This window comes from Microbacterium hominis NBRC 15708, from assembly GCF_001592125.1.
GTDB lineage: Bacteria > Actinomycetota > Actinomycetes > Actinomycetales > Microbacteriaceae > Microbacterium > Microbacterium hominis.
Map to the genome: position 1 here is coordinate 78,307 of NZ_BCWI01000006.1, position 24,419 is coordinate 102,725.

Below are 24,419 nucleotides of genomic sequence, written 5' to 3' on the forward strand. Positions count from 1 at the left end.
CCGCCGTCAGCCGGCGGAGTTCTCAGCGGCGGCCTGTGCCGCCGATCGTGCGGATGCCGCGTCATCGGCGGCGAGGGCGGCCGCGGCGATGCGCTCGGCATCCTCGCGGGTGTACTGCAGGAGCGACGCGCGCACGTCCGCGAGCGCCGTGGGCGCCATGGAGAGCGTGGTCGCACCGAGGCCGACGAGCACGACGGCCAGCAGCGGGTCGGCGGCGGCCTCGCCGCAGATGCCCACCGGCTTGCCGTTCGCCTTGCCGCCGTCGGCGGTCATCTTGATCAGCTGGAGGACGGCGGGGTGCCAGGGGTCCTGATACGACGCGACCGAGCCGAGCAGCCGGTCGGCGGCCAGCGTGTACTGGGTGAGGTCGTTCGTGCCGATCGAGGCGAAGTCCGCGAGCTGCAGGATCCGCGCGGCCTGGATCGCCGACGACGGCACCTCGACCATGACACCCGCGGTCTTGATGCCGTACTCCTTCGCGAGGGTGACGAAGTACTCCGTCTCCTCGACCGTCGAGACCATCGGCGCCATGACCCACAGGTCCGCGTCGCTCGCGGCATCCGCGTTGGCGAGGGCCGTCAGCTGCTCGCGCAGGATGTCCTCGCTCGCGCGGAGGGCGCGCAGGCCCCGGAGCCCCAGCGCCGGGTTGTCCTCGTGCGCGTCGTTGAGGAACGCGAGCGGCTTGTCGGCGCCCGCGTCGAGCGCCCGGACCACGACCTTCTTGCCGGGGAACGCCTGCAGCAGCTCGGTGTACGACGCGGTCTGCTCCTCGACGGTGGGGGCCTGTGTCGCGGAGAGGAACAGGAACTCGGTGCGGAACAATCCGACGCCCTCGGCGCCCAGCTCGACGGCCTGAGCGGCCCCGCCCGGCTTGCCGAGGTTGGCCAGCAGCGGCACGGCGTGGCCGTCCTTCAGCGCGCCCGGGGTGAGCGGTGCCGAGCCGGCGGCCGCGCGGGTGTCGGCGCGGTGCTGGGCCTGGGCGAGCTCGTCCGAGGTGGGGTCGGTCGTGACGACGCCCTTCGCGGCATCCACGATGACGGTCTGGCCGTCGACCAGGTCCTTCGCCGCGGCGGCGCCGACGACGGCGACGATGGACTTCTCGCGCGCCAGGATCGCGGTGTGCGACGTGGGGCCGCCGTCGGTCGTGACGAGGGCGAGCACCTGGTCGAGGTCGAGCAGGGCGGTGTCGGCGGGAGCGAGGTCCTTCGCGACGAGCACGAACGGGTGGCCGGGGTCGGGGACGCCCGGTGCGGGCAGCCCGCGCAGTCGGGCGATGACCCGCTGTGCGACGTCGTCGAGGTCCGCGGCGCGCTCGCCGAGGTAGCCGCCCATCGCGGCCAGGCTGTCACGGAAGCTCGCGAACGCCTCGTGGACGGCGAACTCGCCGGTCTTGCCGGCGTTCACCCGCGTGGAGACCTCCGCGTCGAGCGTCGGGTCCTCGGCCATCATCGCCTGCGCCTCCAGGACGTCGCGGGCGAGGCCGCCGGCCTTCGAACCGCGGTCCTCCAGCTCGCGGGCCACCGCCGCGACCGCCTCGCGCACGCGGGCGAGCTCCTCGTCGGGGGTGAGGGTGCTGGGGACGTCCGCGGGGGCCGGCAGCGGGTCCGCCATGCGGGCCACGGGGCCCTGTGCGACGCCCAGTCCGATACCCACTCCACGCAGTTCGCTCATCTTCAGATCTCTCTTTCGGTTCAGTTCTCGTCGTGGTCGGTCGTGAGCAGCTCGGCCAGGGTGTCGAGCACGGCGTTCGCGCTGTCGCCCTCCGCGGCCAGGGTGACGTAGTCGCCCTTCTCGGCGCCCAGCGAGATGACGCCGAGGATGCTGGCGGCGTTGACCGGCGCGCCCGAGCCCTTCGAGATGGTCACGGACAGGCCCGAGTCCTTGACGGCCTGGGCGAAGAGCTTGGCCGGGCGGGCGTGCAATCCATTGGACGATCCGATGCGGATCGTGCGGGTCACGGTGCTCATGCGGGGTTCCTCTCCGTCGGGGCGGTCTGTTCTCGGCCGGTCGCCAGCACCTCGTCGACGAGCGCGAGGGTGCGCGTGCCGTGGAGGTCGCTGTAGATGTCGGGGGGAAGGAGGACGACCCGCGCGCGACGCGTCTCCGCTTCGCGACGGATGCGGTCCAGGCTGTCCTGCAGGTGGGGGCCCACGAGCACGACGTCTGCGGCAGCGATGTCGATCGGGAGCGACTGCTCGGTGCCGGCGACGGCGCTGAGCTCGCGCCCGGCCGCCTGCGCCGCGTGTCGGACACGCTGCGCCACGAACGTGCTCGACGCTCCCGCGCCGCACACAACGAGGATCCTCATCGATCCGCCTCCTTCTCCGCCATTCTTGTGAAAGGCCTGGGAGGCGACAACCACACCTGTTTCCGCGGGGGCGGAAACACCCGACGGTGGGCATGGTTGACTGGAACACGTGAGCAGAGCGCGACAGGACCGTGTCATCGCGCTCCTCGCGCGGGAGGGCGACTGGCTGACCGCCGGCGAGCTGGCCGACATCGTTGGCGTCACGCCGCGCAGCATCCGCAGCTACGTCACGGCCCTGAACGCCCGCGTCCCCGGCGGAGGGGTCGTGGAGTCGGGGCCGCTCGGCTACCGTGCGGGCGCCGAGGCGCCGCTCGCGCTGCGTGCCGCCGTCGACACCGCGACGCCGCGCGAGCGCGTCCATCGGCTGGTGCGGAGCCTGCTGTCGGGTCGTGAGGGCATCGACGTGTACGAGACGGCCGACGGGTTCCACGTGAGTCCGGCGACCCTGGAGGGCGATCTCGCCCGCGTCCGCGCCCTGCTGGGCGACACCGAGCTGACCCTCGAACGCACCGGCTCGCGCGCGCGCCTGCGCGGCACGGAGATGGCCCAGCGCCGTCTGCTCAGCCGGCTCGCCCACGACGAGACCGACGACGGCGCGTTCGACCTCGACGCGCTCCGGCGCAGCCTGGGCGCGGGGTCCATCGGCGAAGCGGTGTTCGGTCCCTTCAAGGCCGACCTCGTGGCGGGGCTGCGCGACCTCGGCTTCTTCGTCAACGAGTTCGGCATCGGCGACGTCATGATGCACGTCGCGATCACCGCCGACCGCGTGGCCCACGACTGTGCCCTCGAGACCGCCGCGGTCGACGCGGCCACACCGGCACAGGAGCAGGTGGGCGACCTGCTCGACGCGCTGTGCGGCCACCACCTCGGGCTGCGGCTCGGCGCGGGCGACCGCCGCCACCTCGCCGCGCTCGTCCTCGGCCGTGTCGTGGCGCCGGGTCCGGGTGAAGCGGCATCCGTCACCCGCGCCGGGCTGCAGCCCGACGTCGAGAGCGCCGTCCGCGACGTGGTGCACCGTGCGGCGGCGGAGTTCCTCGTCGACATCGAGCACGAGGACTTCGTGCTGCGTCTCGCGCTGCACGTGCAGAACCTGCGACTGCGCGCCCAGGAGCAGGCATGGTCGCGCAACCCCCTCACCCGATCGCTCAAGGCGACCTATCCGATGATCTTCGAGGTCGCGGTCTTCATCGCCGACGGCTTGCGGGGGCTCCTCGGCATCCCGCTTCTCGACGACGAGATCGCCTACATCGCGATGCACGTCGGAGGACAGCTGGAGCGCAGCCGGCACGCCGGGACGGTGCTGACGGCGACCATCGTGTGCCCCGGGTACTACGAGCTGCACGAGCTGCTGCGCTCGAGCGTCGACCGTTCCCTCGGCCAGTCGGTCGACGTCGTCGGCGTCGACACGCGAGCCGATCCCGACTGGAGCGCGATCCACACCGACCTCATCCTGACCACGATCGACCCGCCCTTCGCGGGCGACGGCATCGTGCGCATCCAGCCGTTCCTCACCGAGTCGGACATCGAGCGGGTGCAGGCCGCGGCGGGGCGCGTGCGGCGGGGACGGCGTCTGGCCCGGCTTCGCGACGAGCTCGGGCGCTACTTCTCGGCCGACGCCTTCGTGGGGCGGGTCGATGCGGATGCCGACGAGGAGAGCGTCATCCGCGACCTCGGCGCCCGGCTGGTCGCGCAGGGCGTGATCGACGACGACTACGTCACGCGCACCCTCGAGCGGGAGCGTCTGTCATCGACCGCGTTCACCGACGCGCTGGCCGTGCCGCACGCGATCGGGATGACCGCGACCCGCACGGCGATCGCCGTCGCGATCGCCGACCCGTCGATGGCGTGGGGCGAGGGGCGTGTGCAGGTGATCGCGATGGTCGCCTTCTCGGAGAGCGACCGCGAGGCGTTCCAGACCGTGTTCGAGCAGCTCGTCGAGGTGTTCAGCGAACGCGACAGCGTGCAGCGCATCGTCCGCCGCGGCACCACCTTCACCCCCTTCCTGGACGAGCTCGTCGCCGTCGTAGACGGCTAGCTCTCCCCTCTTCTTCTTCTTCTCCCTCCGCCCTCCCGCGAGCCGCCACGACCCGGCCGGGCCGCCATGGCGCGGCCCGCCCGGGGCGTGGCGGCTCGCACGGGGGATGGCGGCTCGCGGGAGTCAGGAGCGGGCGGCGATGAGGGCGCGGGTGGCGGCGTCGAGGGCGGCGAGGCGGGCCTGGGCGTCGGCGGCCGACGTGCCGCGCACGTCGAGGTACGCCTTCAGCTTGGGCTCGGTGCCGCTCGGGCGCACGATCAGTCGCGAGCCGTCGTCGAGCCAGAGGCGGAGCACGTCGCCGGGCGGGAACCCGTCGACGCCCGTCAGCAGATCATCGATCCGCTCGACCGCGACCTCCCCGAGCCGTGTCGGCGGGGCGGCGCGCAGAGCGGACATGATGCGCCCGATGACCGACAGGTCGTCGACGCGCAGCGAGACCTGGCCCGAGGCGAAGAAGCCGAACGTGTCCTGGAAGCGCCGCAGCAGATCGCCCAGCCCCTCGCCCCGCTCGCGCGCCTCGGCGATCATGCCGAGGATCGCGATCGCCGCCGAGATGCCGTCCTTGTCGCGCACCGTCTCCGGGTTGACGAGGTAGCCCAGGGCCTCCTCGAACCCGAAGAGGATGCCGGGAGCGCGGGAGATCCACTTGAAACCGGTGAGGGTCGCGTGGAAATCCAGTCCGTAGTGCTCGGCGACCGCATGCAGTCCGGGAGAGGAGACGAGCGAGCACGCGAGCGACCCCGTCTCCCCGCGTTCGGCCGCCCGGGCGGCCGCGCGCCAGCCGAGCAGCAGCCCGATCTCGTTGCCGGTGAGCGCCCGCCACCCGCCGTCCGCGGACGGGTCGGGGAGGGCGACCGCGAGACGGTCGGCGTCGGGGTCGTTGGCGATGACGAACTCGGCATCCGCCGCCCGTGCCGTCTCGAACGCGAGGTCCATCGCACCCGGCTCCTCCGGGTTGGGGAACGCGACGGTGGGGAAGCGGCCGTCCGGAGCGATCTGCGCCTCGACGACCGTCGGCCGCGGGTATCCCGCGAGCTCGAGGATGGCGTGCAGCGTCTCGGAGCCGACGCCGTGCATCGCCGTGTAGACCCAGGTCATCCCGGCCGCGCCGGCCGTCGCGGGTGCGACCGCTGCGGTCGCGGCGACATATGCCTCGACGACGCTCTCCTCGGCGATCTCGTACGTTCCGCGCGGCAGGTCGGGCACCGCCGCGCCGGCGGCGACGCGGTCGATGTGCGCCGCGATCTCGGCGTCGGCGGGGGAGACGATCTGCGACCCCTCGTCCGCGCCGCCCAGGTACACCTTGTAGCCGTTGTCGTCCGGCGGGTTGTGCGAGGCCGTGACCATCACGCCGGCGGCGGCGCCGAGGTGACGCACGGCGAACGCCAGCACGGGCGTGGGGAGCATCCGCGGCAGCAGCACCGCGCGCAGCCCCGCTCCCGCGAACAGCTCGGCGGAGTCGCGCGCGAACACGTCGGAGTTGCGGCGGCCGTCGTAGCCGATCACGACGAGCGGTGCCGCGTCGGGGCCGGCCTTCTCCCGCAGGTACGCGGCGAAGCCGCCCGCGGCCTGCGAGACGAGCACGCGGTTCATGCGGTTGCTGCCGGCGCCCAGACGCCCGCGCAGCCCCGCCGTGCCGAACTGCAGGCGCGCGCCGAAGCGGTCGGCCAGATCGGCGGATGCCGCGGCATCCCCCGCCGCGGCGGCGTCCAGCAGCGCGGTCAGCTCGGCGCGGGTCTCGGGGTCGGGATCCTGGGCGAGCCAGGCGCGGGCCGCGTCGAGGACCGCGGTGCCCGCGGCATCCGCCCCGCTCACAGCCGACCGATCACGCGGGCGAGCAGGGCGGAGATCACCGGCTCGGCGGCCTGGCCGGCCTCGATGACCTCGGCGTGGCTGAGCGGGGTCTTCTGGATGCCGGCGGCGAGGTTCGTGATGAGCGAGAAGCCGAGTACCTCCATGCCCGCCTGCCGGGCGGCGATGGCCTCCAGGGCCGTCGACATGCCGACGATGTGGCCGCCGATCGCCTTCGCCATCTGCACCTCGGCCGGCGTCTCGTAGTGCGGTCCGCGGAACTGGCAGTAGACGCCCTCGTCGAGGGTCGGGTCGACGCTGCGGGCGATCTCGCGCAGGCGCGAGGAGTACAGGTCGGTGAGGTCGATGAAGGTCGCGCCCTCCAGGGGCGAGTCCGCCGTGAGGTTGATGTGGTCGCTGATGAGCACGGGGGTTCCCGGCGTCCACGTCTGCTTGATGCCGCCGGCGCCGTTGGTGAGCACCATCGTCTTCGCGCCGGTCGCCGCCGCGGTGCGGACGCTGTGCACGACGCGACGTACGCCGTGGCCCTCGTAGTAGTGGGTGCGGGCCCCGATGACGAGCACGCGCGTGCCGGTCGGCGTGAGGATGCTGCGGATCGATCCGACGTGTCCGGCCAGCGCCGGTGCGCTGAACCCCGTGATCTCGGTGGCCGGAACGGTCGCGGTCGTCTCGCCCACGAGGTCGGCGGCCTTGCCCCAGCCGCTGCCGAGCGTGAGGGCGATGTCGTGGTGCTCGACGCCCGTGAGGCGGGCGATGTCGCCCGCGGCGCGCGCCGCGATCTCGAAGGGGTCGGCGGCGGGATCGTCGAGCGGATTGCTGTTCATGTCGGACATCCTCCCACTCTAGGAACACGGACCGCCCCGGGCCACTCGCTCCGCCGCAGCCGGCCCCGTCGCCGGCGGGCGACATTCCGGATGCCGGCGCCTGAGAGAATGGAGCAATGTCGTCGAGCTTCGTGAACACCCAGTCCGTCGCCGTCCTCGGCGGCGGCCCCGGCGGCTACGAGGCGGCGCTCGCCGCAGCGCAGCTCGGCGCGGACGTCACCCTCGTCGAGCGCGCGGGTGTCGGCGGTGCCGCCGTGATCACCGACGTGGTCCCCTCGAAGAGCCTCATCGCCACGGCCGATGCCGCGGTCGCGATCTCCGAGGCGTCCGACCTCGGGGTCCAGTTCTTCGCGAAGGGGGAGAGCGGCGTCGCGCTCAAGCCCGAGGTCGCGATCAATCTCGCCGCCGTCAACAAGCGCCTGCTGTCGCTGGCCCGACAGCAGTCCGACGACATGCGGGCCCAGCTCGTCGATGCGGGCGTGCGGATCATCTCCGGCCACGGACGCCTCGACGGCCATCATGCCCTCGTGGTCGCCACAGGCCCCGGCGGCACCGACTTCGACCGCGTCGAGGCGGACACGCTCGTCGTCGCCGTGGGCGCCTCGCCGCGCGAGCTGCCGACGGCCAAGCCCGACGGCCAGCGCATCCTCACGTGGACCCAGCTCTACGACATGAAGGCGCTTCCCGAGCACCTCATCGTCGTCGGCTCGGGCGTCACCGGCGCGGAGTTCGCGTCGGCCTACATGAACCTCGGCGCCAAGGTCACGCTCATCTCCAGTCGCGATCAGGTGCTGCCCGGCGAGGATGCCGACGCCGCCGCCGTCCTGGAGAAGGTGTTCACCCGCGGCGGGATGACTGTGCTCTCGAAGTCGCGCGCCGACAGTGTGCAGCGCGCCGGCGACGGCGTGGTCGTGACCCTCTCGGACGGGCGCACCGTCGAAGGCAGCCACTGCCTGCTCGCCGTCGGATCGATCCCGAACACCGCCGGCATCGGCCTCGAGGATGCCGGCGTGCAGCTGACCGACTCGGGTCACATCCGCGTCAACCGGGTCGCGCGCACGTCGGTTCCCAACATCTACGCCGCCGGCGACTGCACGACCTTCGTCCCGCTCGCCTCCGTCGCCTCGATGCAGGGGCGCACCGCGATCTTCCACGCCCTAGGCGACACCGTCATCCCGCTGGAGCGCCGCCGGATCACCGCGAACATCTTCACGGCGCCGGAGATCGCGACCGTCGGACGGCAGGAGAAGGACCTGGAGACCGGCGCGATCAACGGCTACGTCTACAAGCTCCCGCTGACCGCCAACGCGCGCGCGAAGATGATGGGGATCAAGGACGGCTTCGTCAAGATCATCGCGCGCGAGGGCAGCGGCACCGTGATCGGCGGCGTGATCGTCGCCCCGCGGGCGTCGGAGCTGATCTACCCCATCGCGATCGCCGTCGAGCGGCGCCTGACCGTCGATCAGGTCTCGCGCGTGTTCGCGGTGTTCCCCTCGTTGAGCGGCTCGATCACCGACGCCACGCGCGCGATGCACCTCGTCAACCGCGACGACGACTTCTTCGGCTGACCGGCTGGGGGCCGGCATCCGCCTGCGCCGCCCGCCGCGGGGTGAACGCGACGGCTAGTGCTGCACCTGGGCGGTCCACATGCCGGTGCCCTCGGGAGAGGTCGCCGACACGCTGACGGCCGTCAGGTTCTGCACGGCGGTGGGGATCGCGATGGGCGTGCGCAGGGCGCCCTGCTGGCAGACGATGTCCTGGGTGGTGCTGAGGGTCTGTCCGCCCGCCGTGTAGACGAGGGCGAACTGTGCGCGGTCGGCGCCGATGCAGCGCAGCTCCACCGCGCGGAACGGGCTCGGCTCGGCGAAGTCCAGCGTCGCCGCGGGCCCGCCCTCGACCGCCGCGAGCATGCCGCCGACGGCCGTGTCCGGCGCCGAGCCGATGACCGACTCCGACCAGGCCGACCATGCCGCGCGGTCCGCGTCGGAGGGGCCCGCGCTGCAGCCGACGAGCACGACGGCGGATGCCGCGGCCGCGACCAGGGCGACACGGCGGCGACGGGCGGTCATGTCAGGAGATCGTGAGCAGCTGGTGGCCGGCGGACACGGTGGTTCCCGGGTCGGCGTTGATGGCGCCGACGACGCCGTCCTTGTGTGCCTGGATCGGCTGCTCCATCTTCATGGCCTCGAGGACCACGACGAGGTCGCCCTTGACGACGGGCTGCCCGTCCTCGACCGCGACCTTGACGATCGTGGCCTGCATCGGCGCCTTGACGGCGTCGCCCGACGCGCCCGAGGACACCGACGGGGCGTGCGAGCGGCGCGACGGCGGCACGGCGACCGGGCGACCGATCTTCGCGGGAGCGACCGCGATGCGGTCGGGAAGGCTCACCTCGAGACGCTTGCCCGACACCTCGACGACGACGGTGTGGCGCGGCTCGGCCTCCGCCGGGGACTCCGCCTCGCCGTCCCACGGGGCGATGTCGTTGACGAACTCGGTCTCGATCCAGCGCGTGAACACGCCGAAGCGGCCGTCCTCCGCGGTGAAGGCGGGGTCGCGCACCACCTTGCGGTGGAAGGGCAGCACGGTGGGCATGCCGGCGACCTCGAACTCGTCGAGCGCGCGGCGCGAACGCTCGAGCGCCTCCGCGCGGTCGCGGCCGGTGACGATCAGCTTGCCGAGCAGCGAGTCGAACGCGCCCGAGACGCTGTCGCCGGCGGTGACGCCGGAGTCCAGACGGATGCCGGGGCCGCCGAAGGTCTTGAACTGGTGGATGCGGCCGGGCTGGGGGAGGAAGCCGCGCCCCGGGTCTTCGCCGTTGATGCGGAACTCGATCGAGTGGCCGGTCGGCTGGGGGTCGTCGTAGTCGAGCACACCGCCCTCGGCGAGGCGGAACTGCTCGCGAACGAGATCGATGCCGGTGACCTCCTCGGACACGGGGTGCTCCACCTGCAGCCGGGTGTTGACCTCGAGGAACGAGATCGTGCCGTCGGCGCCGATGAGGAACTCGCACGTTCCCGCGCCCACGTAGCCGACTTCGCGCAGGATCGCCTTGGAGGAGTCGTAGAGCGTGCGGTTCTGCTCCTGGGTGAGGAACGGCGCCGGCGCCTCCTCCACGAGCTTCTGGTGACGGCGCTGCAGCGAGCAGTCGCGCGTCGAGACCACGACGACGTTGCCCTCGGCATCCGCGAGGCACTGGGTCTCGACGTGACGGGGCTTGTCGAGGTACTTCTCCACGAAGCACTCGCCGCGGCCGAAGGCGGCGACCGCCTCGCGCGTGGCCGACTCGAACAGCTCGGCGACCTCGTCCAGCTCGCGGGCGACCTTTAGCCCGCGTCCGCCGCCGCCGTAGGCGGCCTTGATCGCGATCGGCAGGCCGACCTGCTCGGCGAACGCGATGACCTCGTCGGCTCCGGCTACGGGCCCGGGCGTGCCCGGCGCCAGCGGGGCGCCGACCTTCTCGGCGACGTGGCGGGCGGTGACCTTGTCGCCGAGCGCCTCGATGGCCTCGGGCGACGGGCCGATCCAGACGAGGCCCGCGGCGATCACGGCGCGGGCGAACTCGGCGTTCTCGGCGAGGAAGCCGTAGCCGGGGTGCACCGCGTCGGCGCCGGAGCGGCGGGCGACGGAGAGGATCTTCTCGATCGAGAGGTAGGTGTCCGCGCTCGTGGCGCCCTCGAGGGCGTAGGCCTCGTCCGCGAGCTTCGCGTGCATCGCGTCGCGGTCCTGATCGGCGTACACCGCCACCGACCCGCGGCCGGAGTCGCGGGCGGCCCGGATCACCCGGACGGCGATCTCGCCGCGGTTCGCAATGAGCACTTTGGTGATCTGCGGGCGCGCGGCCGCCAGGTCCAGTGAGCGTGGCATGGATGTCAGCCTACCCACGTCCGACCCCCCGCATTTGGATCACCCGCACAAGATCGTCGGGAAATCGTGTGCGAGAGCCTACGAAGACGCCGCCGCCTCCGGCGCCTGCTCGGGCGGTGCCCACAGATCGGTCCAGACGACCCCGAGCCGCGCGCAGAGCCGGCGGACGGTCGACAGCGACATCCCGACGACCGTGGAGGGGTCGCCCTCGACCCGGTCGATGAACGGACCGCCGAGGCTGTCGACGGTGAACGCCCCCGCCACCTGCAACGGCTCGCCGGTCGCGACGTAGGCGGCGATCTCGGCGTCGGAGACGTCGGCGACGAAACCCACCGACGCCGCGGCGACGGCGTGCTCCTCGCGCGGCGGCATCCCCGGGGCCACCCGGATGACGCTGTGCCCCGAGTGCAGGATGCCGGTGCGTCCTCTCATCTGCTCCCACCGTGCGACCGCGACCTCCGGCCGCAGCGGCTTGCCGAGCACCTGGCCGTCGATCTCGAACATCGAATCGCCCCCGACGATGAGTCCGTCGAAGTCGGGATCGTCGCGCACGAGCGCGGCCGCGACGTCGGCCGCCTTGCGCCGGGCCAGCAGCAGCACGTGCTCGTCCGGCGGCAGCACCCGGTGCTCGCTCGCCTCGACCGCGGCGATGACGGCCTCCTCGTCCACCTGCGGGGCGCGCAGGATCGGTTCGATCCCCGCCTGCCGCATGAGCATCAGGCGGGCGGGCGAGGTGGAGGCCAGGCAGACGCGCATGCCGTCAAGGGTACGGTCCCCGCCGCGGCACCCGCCCCCCGCCGGCCCCGGCCCCGCCCCGCCGGCGCCCGCCCGGCCCCGCTCGTGACGAACGTCGGAGTTTCCACTGCGCGCGAGCCGGACGCGCGGCCGATCGCCGGAGGACGGACAAGAATCCGACGATCATCACCGGCGGTCGGCGCGCGCTCGGCCGACGTGACAGCATCGGAGGATGGACTCCGGCGACCTCATCGACCTCGACATCACCGACGTGGCGCACGGCGGTGTGTTCGTCGCCCGCCACGAGGGACGCGTCGTGTTCGTCGCCGACGCCATCCCGGGCGAACGGGTGCGCGCCCGTCTCACCGACACCGCGAAGTCGTCGTTCTGGCGCGCGGCCACGGTCGAGGTGCTCGACGCCTCGCCCGATCGGCGCGCCCACGTCTGGGCGGCGGCCGACCTGGACGTCGACCCCGACCTGCGCCCCGGCGGTGCCGACTTCGGCCACATCACCCTCGAGCGCCAGCGCGCGTTGAAGCAGCAGGTGCTCCGCGACGCCCTCGAGCGCTTCGGCGGGCTGACCGGTCCCGAGGTGGCCGTCTCGGGCGCGGCGGCGCTGCACGGTGCGGACGGCGAGGTGCTCGCCGCGGAGTCGGAGGATGCGACCGGCTGGCGCACCCGGGTCAGCCTCCACGTCGACGCGGACGGACGCGTCGGACCCTACGCGGCGCGCAGCCACCGCGTCGTGCCGGTCGACGACCTGCCGCTGGCGACGGCGGAGATCGCGCGCGCCGCGCGGGAGCTGACCGCCCAGCCCGGTCGGGTGGACCTCGTCCAGCCCGCCGACGGGCGGGTGCGGATCGTGCCGCGTCCCGAAGCGGAACGCGCCGGACGCGGGAGGGGTCGCGGCCGCAACCGCGCCGGAGCGTCTGCCTCCGCGGGCCCCGGCCGGGCGGATGCCGCCGCCGAGGTGGTCTGGGAGGAGGCGGCCGGACGGCGCTTCCGCGTCGACGCGGGCGGATTCTGGCAGGTGCACCGCCTCGCGGCGCACACCCTGACCGCCGTCGTGGCCGAGGCGCTGCGAGAGCTGGGCGGCATCGACGACACCGCCCAGCATCTGGACCTCTACGGCGGCGTCGGGCTCTTCGCCGCCACCCTCGGCGAGCTCGGCGGCGCCGCCACCCGGGTGACCTCGGTGGAATCCGATCCGCGCGCGACCGAGCACGCCGGCGAGAACCTCGCCGACTGGGTCGGTGCGCGCGCCGAGACGGCGCGGACCGACCGCTTCCTCGCCCGGCTGAACGCCGACGCCGGCGCCGCCGAGCGCGCGCGGCTGAGCCGCGGCGTCATCCTCCTCGACCCGCCGCGGGCGGGAGCGGGCCGCGCGGTCGTCGACGGCATCGCGGCGTTGGCCCCGGCATCCGTCGTGTACGTCGCCTGCGATCCGGTCGCCCTCGCGCGCGACCTCGGCAGCTTCCGTGAGCACGGCTACGAGCCGCGTCGCATCGAGGCGCGCGACCTGTTCCCGCACTCGCATCACGTCGAAGCGGTGGCGGTCCTGCAACGCGCCGAGTGAGCCGACGGCGCCGCGGAACTCACCCGTTCGGCGGATGTCGGCGCCACGCGTCATGGTTAGGCTGACCCCATGACGCGTGTGGCTCTCATCGACGACCACGAGTCCGTGCGGCTCGGGCTCGAGGCCGCGTGTGCACGCGCCGTGACCAAGGACGTCGTGTTCTCCGGCAGCAGTGTGCGCGCCTACCTGGAATGGCGGCAGCGATCCGGAGCGGCCCCCGCCGACATCGTCGTGCTGGATCTGACCCTGGGTGACGGGACGACCGTCACGGAGAACGTCTCCAGCCTGGTCGCCGACGGATCGCCCGTGCTGATCCACAGCGTCGCCGACCGTCCCGGGGCCGTGCGCGAGGCGCTCGCCGCCGGCGCCGCCGGCGTCATCAGCAAGGCGTCCCGCATCGACGACGTCATCGCGGCGATCCGCACGGTGGCGCGCGGAGAGGCGCTCGACAACGTGGAGTGGGCGAGCGCGGTGGACGGCGACCGCGCGTTCGCCGACGCCCAGCTCTCCAAGCGCGAGCGCGACGTCCTGCGCCTGTACGCCGCCGGCCTTCCGCTGAAGGCGGTCGCCGACCGTCTCGGCATCGCCTACTCCACGGCCAAGGAGAACATCACCCGGGTGCGCGTGAAGTACGTCGAGGTCGGCCGTCCCGCACCCACGAAGGTCGATCTCCTGCGCCGAGCGATGGAAGACGGCCTCATGCCCGGCCACGCCGGAGCGGGCGCCGGTGGCGACTGACGGGTCGTCACCGGCCGGTGTGCCGCCGATCGCCGTCGATCCGGCGGTGCGTCGCCCGCTCGGCGACATCGCGGCCGGCGCCGAGCGTTTCACGCAGGCGCGGGTCGAGCGGATCATCCGTGTCGTGGTGGCGCTGGGGTGCGCCGTGCTGGGGGCGCAGTCGTTCCTGAACGCCCTCGCCTCCCGTCAGGAGGCTCCGGCCGCCCATCTGCCGCTGCTGCTGGCCGTCTTCATCCCGCTCGGGGTGATGATCGCGGCGTGCGTCGCCGGAGTGGGGGTGCGCACCGCGGCGGGCGTCTTCGCGGTCGTGTTCCCGGTCGCGCTGCTGTGCTGGCCGCTGGTGACGCAGGGCCGTGCCGAGGAGGCGGCGGGTGCGCCGTGGATCTGGTACCTCCTGAACGTCGCGACCTCCGCCGCCGTCCTCGCCTTCCGGCTGCCGGTTCAGATCGCGTGGGCGGCCCTCGTGCCGCTGCTCTATGCGATCGCGCGCGTGACGCAGCTGGGCGCCGACGCCGCCCAGACCGTCGACGTCGTGCGCGACGCCGTCTTCGCTGCCATCCTGGCCGCCGTCGTGATCACGCTCGGCTGGCTGCTGCGCAGCGTGGCCGTGGGGATCGACGGCGCCCGCAGCGACGCGGTCGCCTCCTACGCCGAGGCCGCCGCGGCCAACGCGGCCGAGACCGAACGGGTGGCCGTCGCCGCCCTCATGCACGACAGCGTGCTGGCCGCCCTCATCGCCGCCGAGCGCGCCGGCACACCGCGCGAAGAGGCGCTGGCCGCCGCGATGGCGCGCGAGGCGCTGACCCGCCTCGCCAACACCGACCAGGACTCCGGCGAGGGTCCCGACGAGCCCGTCGCGGCCGCCGCGGTTGCGGCGACCCTCCGCGCCGTGGTCGCCGAGCTCGACGGGGCCGCCCCGGTCGCGGGGGAGGTCGCCGCCGACGCCCCGGTGCTGCCGGGGCGGGTGGCCCGGGCGCTCGTGCTCGCGGCGACGCAGGCGGTGAGCAACGCGATCGACCACGCCCACGGGCGCGGGCTGCAGGTGTCGCTGCGCGCGGATGCCGCTCGTGTGCGAGTGCAGATCGTCGATCGCGGACCGGGCTTCGATCCGGCCGCCATCCCCGACGACCGCCTCGGCATCCGCGGATCGATCGTCGCGCGGATGGCCGCCGTCGGCGGCCGGGCCCGCGTGCGGACCACCGCCGCCGGAACCGTCGTCACCCTCGACTGGGAGTACCCGCGATGAACCTGCGGGTGCGCGCCACGCTCTCGGTGCTCGCGATCGCCTTCACCTCCTACCTCGCCGCGGGCGCCGTGCTGTGGTCGAGCCCGCCGCCGCACGTCGCGGTGCAGCTGGTCGCCGTGGCGCTCTACCTCGCGACCACCTGGGTGTGCGTCTTCTGGAACTCCGGATCCAAGCCGTCGCGACGAGACCCGATCACCGGCGACCTCGGACACCGCTCGGTGCTGCCGGCATGGGCCGCGGTGCTGGCGCTGGCGACGGCGGTGCTCGTGCCGAACGCGAGCTGGGTCGCCGTGGGGACGGAGGCGCGACGCACCGACATCGGCACCTGGAGCGTGGGGGCGGTCGGGGCGCTGCTGGCCATCGTCATGGTGCGCCGACGTCCGTGGGTCGCGTGGGTCGGCGTGCTCCTTCTGGCCGCGGAGGCGACCCTGTGGATCGGGCCGGTCGACGCGCTGGCGCTCGGCGTCGTGGGCGCCGTGCTGTGGGTGGGGGTGGCGCAGCTGCTGACCTGGCTCGTCGACCGCGCGGCATCCGACACGGCGGAACTGACCGCATTGCAGCGCGCGGCGTCCGAATGGCTCGCGGCTCAGGAGGGGACGCGGCGCGAGCGGCGCACACAGGTGCAGCGCGCGCTCGCGCTGGCGGGGCCCGTGCTCACCCGGACGATCGAGACCCGGGGGCGCCTGACGGAGGGCGAGCGACGAGCGGCCCGTATCGCGGAGGAGGCGCTGCGCGACGAGCTTCGCGGATCGGCGCTGCTGGACGAGGCCGTCCGCGCCGCCCTGTCCGCCGCCCGGGAGCGCGGAACCATCGTCTCGGTGCTGGACGAGGGCGGACTGGACGGGCTGTCGCCCGCCGAGCGCGCGGTGATCCGTGCACGCCTGGCGGAGGTGCTGGCCGATGCCGACTCGGAACGCGTCTACGTGCGCGCGGCCGCGCACGAGGAGATCGCCGTCACCGTCGTGGGGCGGACCCCGTCCGACGACGGTGAGGACCAGGTGGACCTCTGGAGCGAGATCCCGCGCCGCGGGTGAGGCCGGCGGCCCGAGACAGCGGCCCGAGGGAGCGGCCCGAGACAGCGGCTCGAGAGAAAGAGGAGGCGAGGGGCGGCGAAGCCGCCCGCCCCTCGCCATGCGAGTGGTTACCCGAAAACCGACTCGCGAAGGGCCGATCCGCTCATCAAGCGGAACCGACCGAACGCAGAAGCGTTCCAGCGATATCGATTCTTCCGGCTCCGAGAAGCTGTGTCTGTAGGTATTTTGGGGGACAAAGACAGCGGGTCAGCCCGCGAAGCGTCCCCAGCCGATCTCGCGCCGCAGGGGCGCGCGCAGGTTCCGGGCCGAGAGCTCCCAGGCCGATCGCCGCGGGGTCTCGTCGGCGACGGCGTCGGCGGCCTCGCGCTCGTAGGCCTCGGTGACCACCGCGAGCACGGCGGCCAGCTCCTCCGGGGTGGGGTCGCCGCGGCGGACATCGATGCGCACGGCATCCGCACCGGCGGCGGCCGCGCTCGGCGGCGGCGTGGCGGACGCGGTCATAGCGGGATGTTACCGTGCTTCTTCGCGGGCAGGCTGGCCCGCTTCCCGCGCAGCGACCGCAGTGCCTTGGCGACCGCGACGCGGGTCTGGGCGGGCTCGATGATGCCGTCGAGCTCGCCGCGCTCGGCGGCCAGGAACGGCGACGCGACGTTGTAGGTGTACTCGTTCGCGAGGCGCTGACGCACCGCCGCGACGTCTTCGCCGGCCTCCTCCGCCTTGCGGATCTCGCCGCGGTAGAGGATGTTGACGGCGCCCTGGCCGCCCATGACAGCGATCTCGGCGGTCGGCCAGGCGAGGTTGACGTCGGCGCCCAGCTGCTTGGAGCCCATCACGATGTAGGCGCCGCCGTAGGCCTTGCGCAGGATGACCGTGACGAGCGGGACAGTCGCCTCGGCGTACGCGTACAGCAGCTTGGCGCCGCGGCGGATGACGCCGGTCCACTCCTGGTCGGTGCCGGGCAGGTAGCCCGGGACGTCGACGAGGGTGAGGATCGGGATGGAGAACGCGTCGCAGAAGCGGACGAACCGGCTCGCCTTCTCGCCCGCCTCGATGTTCAGGGTGCCGGCCATCTGCGACGGCTGGTTGGCGATGATGCCGACGGTGCGGCCCTCGACACGGCCGAGGCCGATGACGATGTTCGGCGCGAACAGCGGCTGCACCTCGAGGAAGTCCCCAGCATCCACGATGTGGGAGATCACCTGGTGGATGTCGTACGGCTGGTTGGGGGAGTCGGGCACGACCGTGTTGAGCGTCCGGTCGGCGTCGGTGGTCTCCCACTCGAACTCGTTCTCGTAGACGGGGATCTCGGCCATGTTGTTGTCGGGCAGGAAGCCGACCATCGAGCGGACGTAGTCGATCGCGTCGTCCTCGTCCTCGGCCAGGTAGTGCGCCACGCCGGAGCGGGTGTTGTGCGTGTAGGCGCCGCCGAGCTCCTCCATGCCGACGTCCTCGCCGGTGACCGTCTTGATCACGTCGGGACCCGTCACGAACATCTGGCTGGTCTTGTCGACCATGACGACGAAGTCGGTGAGCGCGGGAGAGTACACCGCGCCGCCGGCCGCCGGGCCCATGATGATCGAGATCTGCGGGATGACGCCGGAGGCCGCCGTGTTCAGGCGGAAGATCTCGCCGTACTTGCCGAGGGCGACCACGCCCTCCTGGATGCGGGCGCCGCCGGAGTCGAGGATGCCGATGATGGGCATGCCGCCGCGCAGCGCGAACTCCATGATCTTGATGATCTTGTCGCCGGCCACCTCGCCGAGCGACCCGCCGAAGGTCGTGAAGTCCTGCGCGTAGACGGCGACCGTGCGGCCGTGGATCGTGCCGACGCCGGTCACCACCGAGTCGCCGTACGGGCGGGAGCGGTCCATGCCGAAGGCCGTCGTGCGGTGACGCACGTACTCGTCGAACTCGACGAAGGTCCCGGGGTCCACGAGCATCTCGATGCGCTCGCGCGCCGTGAGCTTGCCCTTCGCGTGCTGCTTGTCGCGCGCGGTGGCCTCGGCATCCACGACGGCCGCCTGGTAGCGGGCGCGGAGGTCGGCGATCTTGCCGGCCGTCGTCGACAGGTCGGGCTGCGCGGAGTGGTCTGGCTGCACGGTTTCGTCTGGCTGCACGGTTTCGTCTGGCTGCTCTGGCACGCCTCCCACCCTAGCGACCGCCCCCGTGCGTCGGTTGGGGGACGCTCACAACGAGACGGCGATTCGATTGTGGGATGCCGCGGAACGACGCGCCGTCCGGCCTCGCGGGTGCGGCGTAGGGTGACGCTATGTCGATTCCCACCGAGGGCTATCCCCTGACGGCCGCTGTCTCGCCCCGCGTTCACGTCATCGACACCGTCGACTCCACCAACGCCAAGCTCGTCCGCGATGCCGAGGACGATCCGGACGGGCATCCGCACCTGTCGGTGCTGCTCACCCGCGACCAGCGCGCCGGCCGCGGCCGGCTCAGCCGCACCTGGGTGACGCCCCCCGGATCGGCCCTCGCGGTGTCGGTGCTGCTGCGCGTCGGCGCCGTCGCCGTGCACGACCGGGGCTGGATCCCGCTCGTCGCGGGCGCCGCGATGGTCGACGCGATCGCCGCCCAGCTGCCCGCCCACGACGTCGCGGTGAAGTGGCCGAACGACGTGCTCGTCGACGGCCGCAAGATCTGCGGCATCCTCGTCGAGGTCGTTCCCTCGGATCCGCACACGGTCGTCGTCGGCGCCGGTGTGAACACGACGATGTCCGAGGCGGAGCTGCCCGTGCCCACGGCGACCTCGTTCGCCGCCCTGCGGGCCGTCGCCGACGAGGACCGGCTCGTCGCGGCGTTCCTCGACGCGCTCCGCGACCGCATCGCCCGCCTGGCCGTCGGTGGGGGTGCCGCGGTGGCCTCCGACGTCGTCGCGCGCTGCGGCACGCTCGGCACGCGGGTGACCGTCTCGCTGCCCGACGGCGGGGTCATCGAAGGCACGGCCGCGCGGCTGGACGCCGACGGTCGGCTCGTCGTCGCGACCGACGACGGCCCGGAGAGCGTCGTGGGCGCCGGTGACGTCGTGCACGTGCGCTGATCGCGCCGGCGGCGGGCGAATCGCGGACCTCGGCCCGGTCACGCCCCGTTTCGGCGCGGTGACCGGCACAATGAGAGCGTGACCTCGCCGACCGCGTACCCCGGGCGACCCGCCACGCCCGCGCCGGGCGCGCCGACACCCGAGCGCCGCATCGCGCGCGTGCGCGGACACGCGCGCCGGCTGTTCTGGTCGGCGCTCGTCCTCATCGTCGCCGCCGGAGCCGCCGGCTACTTCACGGGCAATCTCCCCGCTCCGTTCGAGGACTGGATGCTGTGGGCGACGGCGGGCGCCGTCGTCCTCCTGCTGGTCGTCCTCCCGTACCTGCGGTGGCTGTCGCACACCTACACGGTCACGACGCGGCGCGTCGTCGAGCAGTCCGGGACCTTCGGCCAGCGCCGCCGTGAGCTCCTGCACGCGCGCGGCTACACGATCGCGGAGCGCCGCGGTCCGCTGCAGCGGCTGTGGGGCGCCGGAACGCTGGTGCTCTCCAACGGCGTCGACGAGCCCCTCCGGCTCGTGAACGTCCCCGCGGTCCGCCTCCTGCACGAGGCGCTGTCCGACCAGGTCGAGGTGAGCCAGATCCTGGCCCATCGCGACGCCCGGTGGGATGCCGCGACCACGGTCATCCCGGACCCGCCCCCGCTTCCGTAGCCCCGTGCGGCCCGGCCGGCGGACGGCGCGGCCGCGGTGGCGGAGCGCCCTCTCGCCGACCTGAGAAGATGGAGCGGACGAAAGGGAGCACCATGGCACTCACCCTCGGAATCGTCGGCGGCGGTCAGCTGGCGCGGATGATGATCGCGCCGGCCGTCGAGCTGGGCGTGCAGGTGCGGGTGCTCGCCGAGGAGCCCGGGATGGCCGCCGCGATCGCCGCGACCGCGACCGGCGACTACCGCGACCTCGAGACCGTGCGGGCGTTCGCGCGCGACGTCGACGTGCTCACCTTCGATCACGAGCACGTGCCCCAGGAGGTGCTGCGCGCGCTCATGGACGACGGTGTGCGCGTGCACCCCGGGCCCGACGCGCTGCAGTTCGCGCAGGACAAGCTCGCGATGCGTGCCCGCCTCGACGAGCTCGGGATGCCGCAGCCCGATTGGGCGGCCGTGGCCGATGCCGAGGCGCTGCGGGCGTTCCTCGACACCCACGGCGGCCGCGCCGTCGTCAAGACGCCCCGGGGCGGCTACGACGGCAAGGGCGTGCGCGTCGTCAGCGACCCGGCGGAGGTCGCGGACTGGTTCGACGGCGGCGCGCTGCTGGCGGAGGAGCTCGTGGACTTCTCCCGCGAACTCGCCCAGCAGGTGGCGCGACGACCGTCGGGTGCGCTGCTCGCCTATCCCGTGGTCGAGACGGTGCAGCGCGACGGCGTGTGCGCCGAGGCGATCGCGCCCGCCCCGCGCGGCGGCGCGCGTCTGGCCGAGGTCGCGGCCGAGATCGGAACCGCGATCGCGGAGGGTCTCGGCGTGACGGGCATGCTCGCCGTCGAGTTGTTCGAGACGACCGACGAGCGGCTGCTGGTCAACGAGCTCGCGATGCGCCCGCACAACAGCGGCCACTGGAGCCAGGACGGCGCCGTCACCGGACAGTTCGAGCAGCACGTGCGTGCGGTCCTCGACCTTCCGCTGGGCGACTCGTCCCCGCGGCAGCCGTGGGCGGTCATGGTGAACATCCTCGGCGGTCCGCAGCACGACACGCTCGAGAGTCGATTCCCCGCGGTGCTCGAGGCCCATCCCGCTGTGAAGGTGCACACCTACGGCAAGGCGCCCCGCCCCGGGCGCAAGGTCGGGCACGTCAACGCCGTCGGCGACGATCTCGATGCCGTGGTGTACGAGGCCCGCGCGGCGGCGGCCTTCTTCGCCGACTGACGCGCCCCTCCGCCCTCCGGCCCGCGCCCGATCGTGGGGGTGGGTCGGCGGTTGCTGCGTGACGAACGTCGGACCATCGGTGGGCATGGGCGTGCGTGCGGGTGATGTCGACGGGTATGAGGGCATGACTCCGACGCTCGTCACCGACGGCTCTCGAGCGTGGCGTTCCGGGGTTCTTCCAGGGTGCCGCCATAGCCTTGTCGGGTGACAAGACCCCTGCATTCCTCGGCATCCCCTCTCGTCGGCGTGGTCATGGGGTCGGACTCCGACTGGCGGGTCATGAGCGACGCCTCGCAGGTGCTCAGCGAGTTCACGATCCCGCACGAGGTCGAGGTGGTCTCGGCCCACCGCACGCCCGACAAGCTCCTGCGGTACGGCCGTGAGGCGCGCGGCCGCGGCCTCCGCGCGATCATCGCCGGAGCCGGCGGCGCGGCGCACCTGCCCGGCATGCTGGCGTCGGTCACCTCCCTCCCCGTCATCGGTGTGCCGGTGCAGCTCGCGACGCTCGACGGGCTGGACTCCCTGCTCAGCATCGTGCAGATGCCCGCGGGCATCCCGGTGGCGACCGTGTCCATCAACGGCGCCAAGAACGCCGGACTGCTCGCGGCCCGCATCCTCGGCTCGTCCGACCCGCGACTGGCCGACCGTGTCGAGCAGTACGCGCAGACCCTCGAGGAGCAGGTCGAGGAGAAGAACCTGCGTCTGAAGGAATCGCTGTGAGCATCGCCGCCCCGCCGCGTCCGCCCCGTGGCGCGGGAGGCGGTGCCGGGGGAGGCGTGATCGTCGGCGAGCAGCCGATGCGTCGTCCCGACACCCGCTCGCCGCAGGTCATGACGCGGCGCGCCTGGTGGCTCCTGGCCCTCAACTTCCTCCTGCCCGGCTCGGCTCAGGCCCTCGCCGGCAGCCGTCGCCTCGGGCGGGTGGGCCTGACGGCGACCCTGCTCATGTGGGTGGTCGTCGTGCTCGCCGGCGTCGCCGCGCTGATCTGGCCGTCGCTGCTCTTCACGATCGGCACGAACGGGTTCGCGCTGCTCGTCATCCAGCTCGTGCTCCTGGCGTACGCCGTGCTGTGGGTCGTGCTCACGATCGACACGCTCCGGCTGATCCGGCTGGTGAACGTCCGCCGCGGCTCGCGGCCGATCGTCGCGGCGCTCGCGATCCTCAGCCTCGTCGTCGGCAGCGGCGGCGCCGTGTACGCCGCGCAGCAGCTGCTGGCTCCGGCTCGCGAGGCGATCGCGGCGATCTTCACGAACAACGCCCCGCCGGTGCCGCCCTCCGACGGGTACTACAACTTCCTGCTCCTCGGCGCCGACAGCGGCCTGGGCCGCGATTCGATGCGGTTCGACAGCATCTCGGTGGTCTCGGTCAACGCCGAGACCGGCGCCGTGCACATCACCGGCATCCCGCGCGACCTCGCCTACGCGCCGTTCGCCGACGGACCCATGCACGACCGCTATCCCGACGGGTTCGAGGGCCACCCCTCGCAGACGTGCGGCTGGGGCCCGGGCATCAACCAGCTCATGAACGCCGTCGAGATCTGCCAGCCCGACGGAGGCGCGGAGATCTACCCCGACGCCGCCGCGCAGAGCTCCACCCCTGCCATCGAGGCGACGAAGGATGCCGCGGAGGGCATCCTCGGCATCCAGATCCCGTACTACGTGTTCGTCGACATGAAGGGGTTCGCCGACATCGTCGACGCACTCGGCGGCGTGGACATCACCGTCCAGGAGCGGCTGCCCAAGGGCGGCGGTCCCACCTACGAGGGGGAGCCGGCGGAGGACTGGGCGATCGGCTGGATCGAGGCCGGAGCGCAGCACATGGACGGCGACACGGCGCAGTGGTACGCGCGGTCGCGGTACACCACGAGCGACTGGGACCGCATGCGCCGTCAGCGGGAGCTGCAGCAGGCGATCCTGGCGCAGGCGAACCCCGCGAACGTCCTCAGCCGCTTCCAGGCGGTCGCCGCGGCGGGCGAGGACCTCGTGAAGACCGACATCCCCGATTCGATGCTGGGGTATCTGGTGCAGCTCGGCGTCAAGGCGAAGGAGCAGCCCGTGCAGACGCTCGAGCTGACGCCCGAGGGCGCCGGCATCGACACGGACGAGCCGACGGCCGACGAGTACGCGCACGTGCGCGACCTCATCCAGCAGGCGCTCTACCCGCCCTCGCCCACGCCGACCCCGGAGGGCTGAGGTCATGACCGCCACCCTCCGCCTGGTGCTGGATCAGATCGTCGCCGCGACCGACGCCGATCTCGCGATCGCCACCCGCGAGATCGCCCGCGCCCTCGTGACGACCGCGCCGTCGGGGTGCGACGTCGCCGCGATCGTGCCGTCGGTGCCCGACGCGGCCGCCGCGCTGGAGGCCGCCGTTCCCGGCCTCGTCGATGTCACTCGCGCCTCGCTGCCGCGCCGTGAGCTCGCCGCCTCGTGGCAGCTCGGGATCGCACCGGGCATCGGGGGAGGGATGATCCACTCGCCCACCTCCCTCGCGCCCCTGGTGAAGCACGATCGGGTGCACGAGAACGATCAGACGGTCGTCACGATGTGGGATCTCGCCGCGTGGGAGCGCGCCGCGGAGATGTCGCGTCCCGCCGTCGCGTGGCATCGGGCGATGCTCAAGCGCGCCGTCAAGCATGCCGACGCCGTCGTGGTGCCCACCCATGCGATGGCGGAGAGGCTCGCGGAGATCGCCCCCCTGGGCGACCGCCTCCGCGTCATCGCCGGCGCCGCACCCGCACGCTTCGCCGTCCCCACCGACGAGGTGGGTCGACGCCGCGCGCTCGACATCCCGGACGGGTGCCTCGTCATGTCCGGTTCCGCGGCGGCATCCGCGGGTCTCTCCGACGCCTTCACGGCGATCGCGGCCTCGGGAGCCGACCTGCCCGTCGTCGTCCTCGACGCCCCCGAGGGGGAGGAGCCCGCGCTCGCCGAGCAGGCCGCGGCATCCGGTCTGGCGGAGGGCCGCGTGCACGTGCGGGGGACGCTCGAGGATGCCGATCGTGCGGCCGTCCTCGGGGGCGCCGTCGCGCTGCTGGCGCCGAGCCGGCTCGCGGGCTTCCCGTGGCGGGTCGTCGAGGCGCTCGCCGTCGGCGTGCCCGTCATCGCCGCGGACTCGCCGACGCACCGCGAGATCGTGTGGGACGGCGGCGTGCTGGTGCCGGCGGACGAGGAGGGCGCCTTCGCGGACGCGCTCGCGGGCCTGCTGTCGTCGACGGCCGTCGTCGAGCGGCAGGCCGTGCTCGCCGCCGACCGCGGACGCGCCTTCTCCTGGCTCAGCGCGGCCGAGCGGGTCTGGCAGCTGCACGCCGACCTGTGAGGACGCGCGAGGACGCGC

General features: G+C 73.1%; 22 protein-coding genes. 12 read left to right on the forward strand and 10 right to left on the reverse strand.

The window, feature by feature from the left end; translation table 11 throughout:
* Positions 1–6: 6 nt before the first annotated feature.
* From ptsP to MHO01S_RS06900, 3 genes are read right to left on the reverse strand one after another with little or no spacing between them, the layout of a single operon-like run.
* Complete coding sequence (gene ptsP, locus MHO01S_RS06890; protein ID WP_082808043.1) at positions 7–1,671, reverse strand: phosphoenolpyruvate--protein phosphotransferase; 1,665 nt, start codon at positions 1,669–1,671, stop codon at positions 7–9.
* Between the two features lie 20 nt (positions 1,672–1,691).
* Entirely contained in the window at positions 1,692–1,967 is a 276-nt protein-coding gene (locus MHO01S_RS06895) for an HPr family phosphocarrier protein (RefSeq protein ID WP_060960979.1), read from the reverse strand.
* Positions 1,964–2,308: a PTS sugar transporter subunit IIB gene (locus MHO01S_RS06900; RefSeq protein ID WP_060960978.1), complete on the reverse strand. Its 345-nt coding sequence runs from the start codon at positions 2,306–2,308 to the stop codon at positions 1,964–1,966. Before MHO01S_RS06900 ends, MHO01S_RS06895 begins: the two co-directional genes overlap by 4 nt.
* A 109-nt stretch (positions 2,309–2,417) precedes the next feature.
* Between MHO01S_RS06900 and MHO01S_RS06905 the strand changes: the two genes are divergently transcribed.
* Positions 2,418–4,343 (forward strand): BglG family transcription antiterminator, encoded by a 1,926-nt coding sequence (locus tag MHO01S_RS06905; protein WP_082808044.1) that lies wholly within the window; start codon positions 2,418–2,420, stop codon positions 4,341–4,343.
* 123 nt (positions 4,344–4,466) lie between these two features.
* Here the strand turns inward: MHO01S_RS06905 and MHO01S_RS06910 are convergent, their stop codons facing one another.
* The gene (locus MHO01S_RS06910) at positions 4,467–6,158 is read right to left on the reverse strand and encodes a phospho-sugar mutase (RefSeq protein WP_061782050.1); all 1,692 of its coding nucleotides are present in this window, start codon (positions 6,156–6,158) and stop codon (positions 4,467–4,469) included.
* Positions 6,155–6,988 carry a purine-nucleoside phosphorylase gene (locus MHO01S_RS06915; RefSeq protein WP_060960976.1) on the reverse strand — a complete coding sequence of 278 codons (834 nt, stop codon included), beginning with the start codon at positions 6,986–6,988 and terminating at the stop codon, positions 6,155–6,157. The genes MHO01S_RS06910 and MHO01S_RS06915 overlap by 4 nt, the downstream gene beginning before the upstream one ends.
* A 107-nt stretch (positions 6,989–7,095) precedes the next feature.
* Between MHO01S_RS06915 and MHO01S_RS06920 the strand changes: the two genes are divergently transcribed.
* Positions 7,096–8,547: an NAD(P)H-quinone dehydrogenase gene (locus tag MHO01S_RS06920; protein WP_061782051.1), complete on the forward strand. Its 1,452-nt coding sequence runs from the start codon at positions 7,096–7,098 to the stop codon at positions 8,545–8,547.
* Positions 8,548–8,601: 54 nt separating this feature from the next.
* On the opposite strand, the gene MHO01S_RS06925 is transcribed toward MHO01S_RS06920, so the two are convergent.
* From MHO01S_RS06925 to MHO01S_RS06935, 3 genes are all read right to left on the reverse strand, one after another.
* Complete coding sequence (locus tag MHO01S_RS06925) at positions 8,602–9,048, reverse strand: hypothetical protein (RefSeq protein ID WP_157553752.1); 447 nt, start codon at positions 9,046–9,048, stop codon at positions 8,602–8,604.
* Between the two features lies 1 nt (position 9,049).
* On the reverse strand, positions 9,050–10,846 hold the full coding sequence (locus tag MHO01S_RS06930; RefSeq protein WP_061782052.1) for an acetyl/propionyl/methylcrotonyl-CoA carboxylase subunit alpha: 1,797 nt from the start codon (positions 10,844–10,846) through the stop codon (positions 9,050–9,052).
* A 78-nt stretch (positions 10,847–10,924) separates the two neighbouring features.
* Entirely contained in the window at positions 10,925–11,602 is a 678-nt protein-coding gene (locus MHO01S_RS06935; RefSeq protein ID WP_061782053.1) for a Maf family protein, read from the reverse strand.
* A 211-nt stretch (positions 11,603–11,813) separates the two neighbouring features.
* Here MHO01S_RS06935 and MHO01S_RS06940 point away from each other — a divergent pair, with 211 nt between their 5' ends.
* From MHO01S_RS06940 to MHO01S_RS06955, 4 genes are all read left to right on the forward strand, one after another.
* The gene (locus tag MHO01S_RS06940; protein WP_061782054.1) at positions 11,814–13,157 is read left to right on the forward strand and encodes a class I SAM-dependent RNA methyltransferase; all 1,344 of its coding nucleotides are present in this window, start codon (positions 11,814–11,816) and stop codon (positions 13,155–13,157) included.
* 69 nt (positions 13,158–13,226) lie between these two features.
* Positions 13,227–13,895, forward strand: a complete 669-nt coding sequence (locus MHO01S_RS06945; RefSeq protein WP_060960971.1) for a response regulator transcription factor — start codon at positions 13,227–13,229, stop codon at positions 13,893–13,895.
* Entirely contained in the window at positions 13,885–15,141 is a 1,257-nt protein-coding gene (locus MHO01S_RS06950; RefSeq protein ID WP_255266074.1) for a sensor histidine kinase, read from the forward strand. Before MHO01S_RS06945 ends, MHO01S_RS06950 begins: the two co-directional genes overlap by 11 nt.
* Positions 15,138–16,175 (forward strand): hypothetical protein, encoded by a 1,038-nt coding sequence (locus tag MHO01S_RS06955; protein WP_061782055.1) that lies wholly within the window; start codon positions 15,138–15,140, stop codon positions 16,173–16,175. Before MHO01S_RS06950 ends, MHO01S_RS06955 begins: the two co-directional genes overlap by 4 nt.
* 246 nt (positions 16,176–16,421) lie before the next feature.
* Here MHO01S_RS06955 and MHO01S_RS06960 read toward each other — a convergent pair whose 3' ends face one another.
* Positions 16,422–16,676 carry an acyl-CoA carboxylase subunit epsilon gene (locus MHO01S_RS06960; RefSeq protein ID WP_060960969.1) on the reverse strand — a complete coding sequence of 85 codons (255 nt, stop codon included), beginning with the start codon at positions 16,674–16,676 and terminating at the stop codon, positions 16,422–16,424.
* Positions 16,673–18,274, reverse strand: coding sequence for an acyl-CoA carboxylase subunit beta (locus MHO01S_RS06965; RefSeq protein ID WP_060960968.1), 1,602 nt, complete (start codon positions 18,272–18,274; stop codon positions 16,673–16,675). The genes MHO01S_RS06960 and MHO01S_RS06965 overlap by 4 nt, the downstream gene beginning before the upstream one ends.
* A gap of 170 nt (positions 18,275–18,444) precedes the next feature.
* Between MHO01S_RS06965 and MHO01S_RS06970 the strand changes: the two genes are divergently transcribed.
* The 6 genes from MHO01S_RS06970 to MHO01S_RS06995 all read left to right on the forward strand — a co-directional run bounded on the left by MHO01S_RS06970 (position 18,445) and on the right by MHO01S_RS06995 (position 24,401).
* Positions 18,445–19,224: a biotin--[acetyl-CoA-carboxylase] ligase gene (locus tag MHO01S_RS06970; RefSeq protein ID WP_061782056.1), complete on the forward strand. Its 780-nt coding sequence runs from the start codon at positions 18,445–18,447 to the stop codon at positions 19,222–19,224.
* A gap of 78 nt (positions 19,225–19,302) precedes the next feature.
* Positions 19,303–19,875 carry a PH domain-containing protein gene (locus MHO01S_RS06975; RefSeq protein WP_061782057.1) on the forward strand — a complete coding sequence of 191 codons (573 nt, stop codon included), beginning with the start codon at positions 19,303–19,305 and terminating at the stop codon, positions 19,873–19,875.
* Positions 19,876–19,943: 68 nt separating this feature from the next.
* Positions 19,944–21,083: a 5-(carboxyamino)imidazole ribonucleotide synthase gene (locus MHO01S_RS06980; RefSeq protein ID WP_082808046.1), complete on the forward strand. Its 1,140-nt coding sequence runs from the start codon at positions 19,944–19,946 to the stop codon at positions 21,081–21,083.
* Positions 21,084–21,335: 252 nt separating this feature from the next.
* Positions 21,336–21,803, forward strand: a complete 468-nt coding sequence (gene purE, locus MHO01S_RS06985) for a 5-(carboxyamino)imidazole ribonucleotide mutase (protein ID WP_060960965.1) — start codon at positions 21,336–21,338, stop codon at positions 21,801–21,803.
* A complete protein-coding gene (locus tag MHO01S_RS06990) occupies positions 21,800–23,275 on the forward strand; it encodes an LCP family protein (protein WP_060960964.1) in 1,476 nt (491 codons plus the stop codon). The genes purE and MHO01S_RS06990 overlap by 4 nt, the downstream gene beginning before the upstream one ends.
* 4 nt (positions 23,276–23,279) lie before the next feature.
* Positions 23,280–24,401, forward strand: coding sequence for a glycosyltransferase (locus MHO01S_RS06995; protein ID WP_061782059.1), 1,122 nt, complete (start codon positions 23,280–23,282; stop codon positions 24,399–24,401).
* The last annotated feature ends 18 nt before the right edge of the window (positions 24,402–24,419 follow it).

Coding starts and splice junctions, on each gene's coding strand:
- ptsP (WP_082808043.1), bottom strand. CDS start 1,671: ATGAGCGAACTGCGTGGAGTGGGTATCGGACTGGGCGTCGCACAGGGC.
- MHO01S_RS06895 (WP_060960979.1), bottom strand. CDS start 1,967: ATGAGCACCGTGACCCGCACGATCCGCATCGGATCGTCCAATGGATTG.
- MHO01S_RS06900 (WP_060960978.1), bottom strand. CDS start 2,308: ATGAGGATCCTCGTTGTGTGCGGCGCGGGAGCGTCGAGCACGTTCGTG.
- MHO01S_RS06915 (WP_060960976.1), bottom strand. CDS start 6,988: ATGTCCGACATGAACAGCAATCCGCTCGACGATCCCGCCGCCGACCCC.
- MHO01S_RS06920 (WP_061782051.1), top strand. CDS start 7,096: ATGTCGTCGAGCTTCGTGAACACCCAGTCCGTCGCCGTCCTCGGCGGC.
- MHO01S_RS06925 (WP_157553752.1), bottom strand. CDS start 9,048: ATGACCGCCCGTCGCCGCCGTGTCGCCCTGGTCGCGGCCGCGGCATCC.
- MHO01S_RS06930 (WP_061782052.1), bottom strand. CDS start 10,846: ATGCCACGCTCACTGGACCTGGCGGCCGCGCGCCCGCAGATCACCAAA.
- MHO01S_RS06935 (WP_061782053.1), bottom strand. CDS start 11,602: ATGCGCGTCTGCCTGGCCTCCACCTCGCCCGCCCGCCTGATGCTCATG.
- MHO01S_RS06940 (WP_061782054.1), top strand. CDS start 11,814: ATGGACTCCGGCGACCTCATCGACCTCGACATCACCGACGTGGCGCAC.
- MHO01S_RS06945 (WP_060960971.1), top strand. CDS start 13,227: ATGACGCGTGTGGCTCTCATCGACGACCACGAGTCCGTGCGGCTCGGG.
- MHO01S_RS06955 (WP_061782055.1), top strand. CDS start 15,138: ATGAACCTGCGGGTGCGCGCCACGCTCTCGGTGCTCGCGATCGCCTTC.
- MHO01S_RS06960 (WP_060960969.1), bottom strand. CDS start 16,676: ATGACCGCGTCCGCCACGCCGCCGCCGAGCGCGGCCGCCGCCGGTGCG.
- MHO01S_RS06970 (WP_061782056.1), top strand. CDS start 18,445: ATGTCGATTCCCACCGAGGGCTATCCCCTGACGGCCGCTGTCTCGCCC.
- MHO01S_RS06980 (WP_082808046.1), top strand. CDS start 19,944: ATGGAGCGGACGAAAGGGAGCACCATGGCACTCACCCTCGGAATCGTC.
- purE (WP_060960965.1), top strand. CDS start 21,336: ATGGGGTCGGACTCCGACTGGCGGGTCATGAGCGACGCCTCGCAGGTG.
- MHO01S_RS06995 (WP_061782059.1), top strand. CDS start 23,280: ATGACCGCCACCCTCCGCCTGGTGCTGGATCAGATCGTCGCCGCGACC.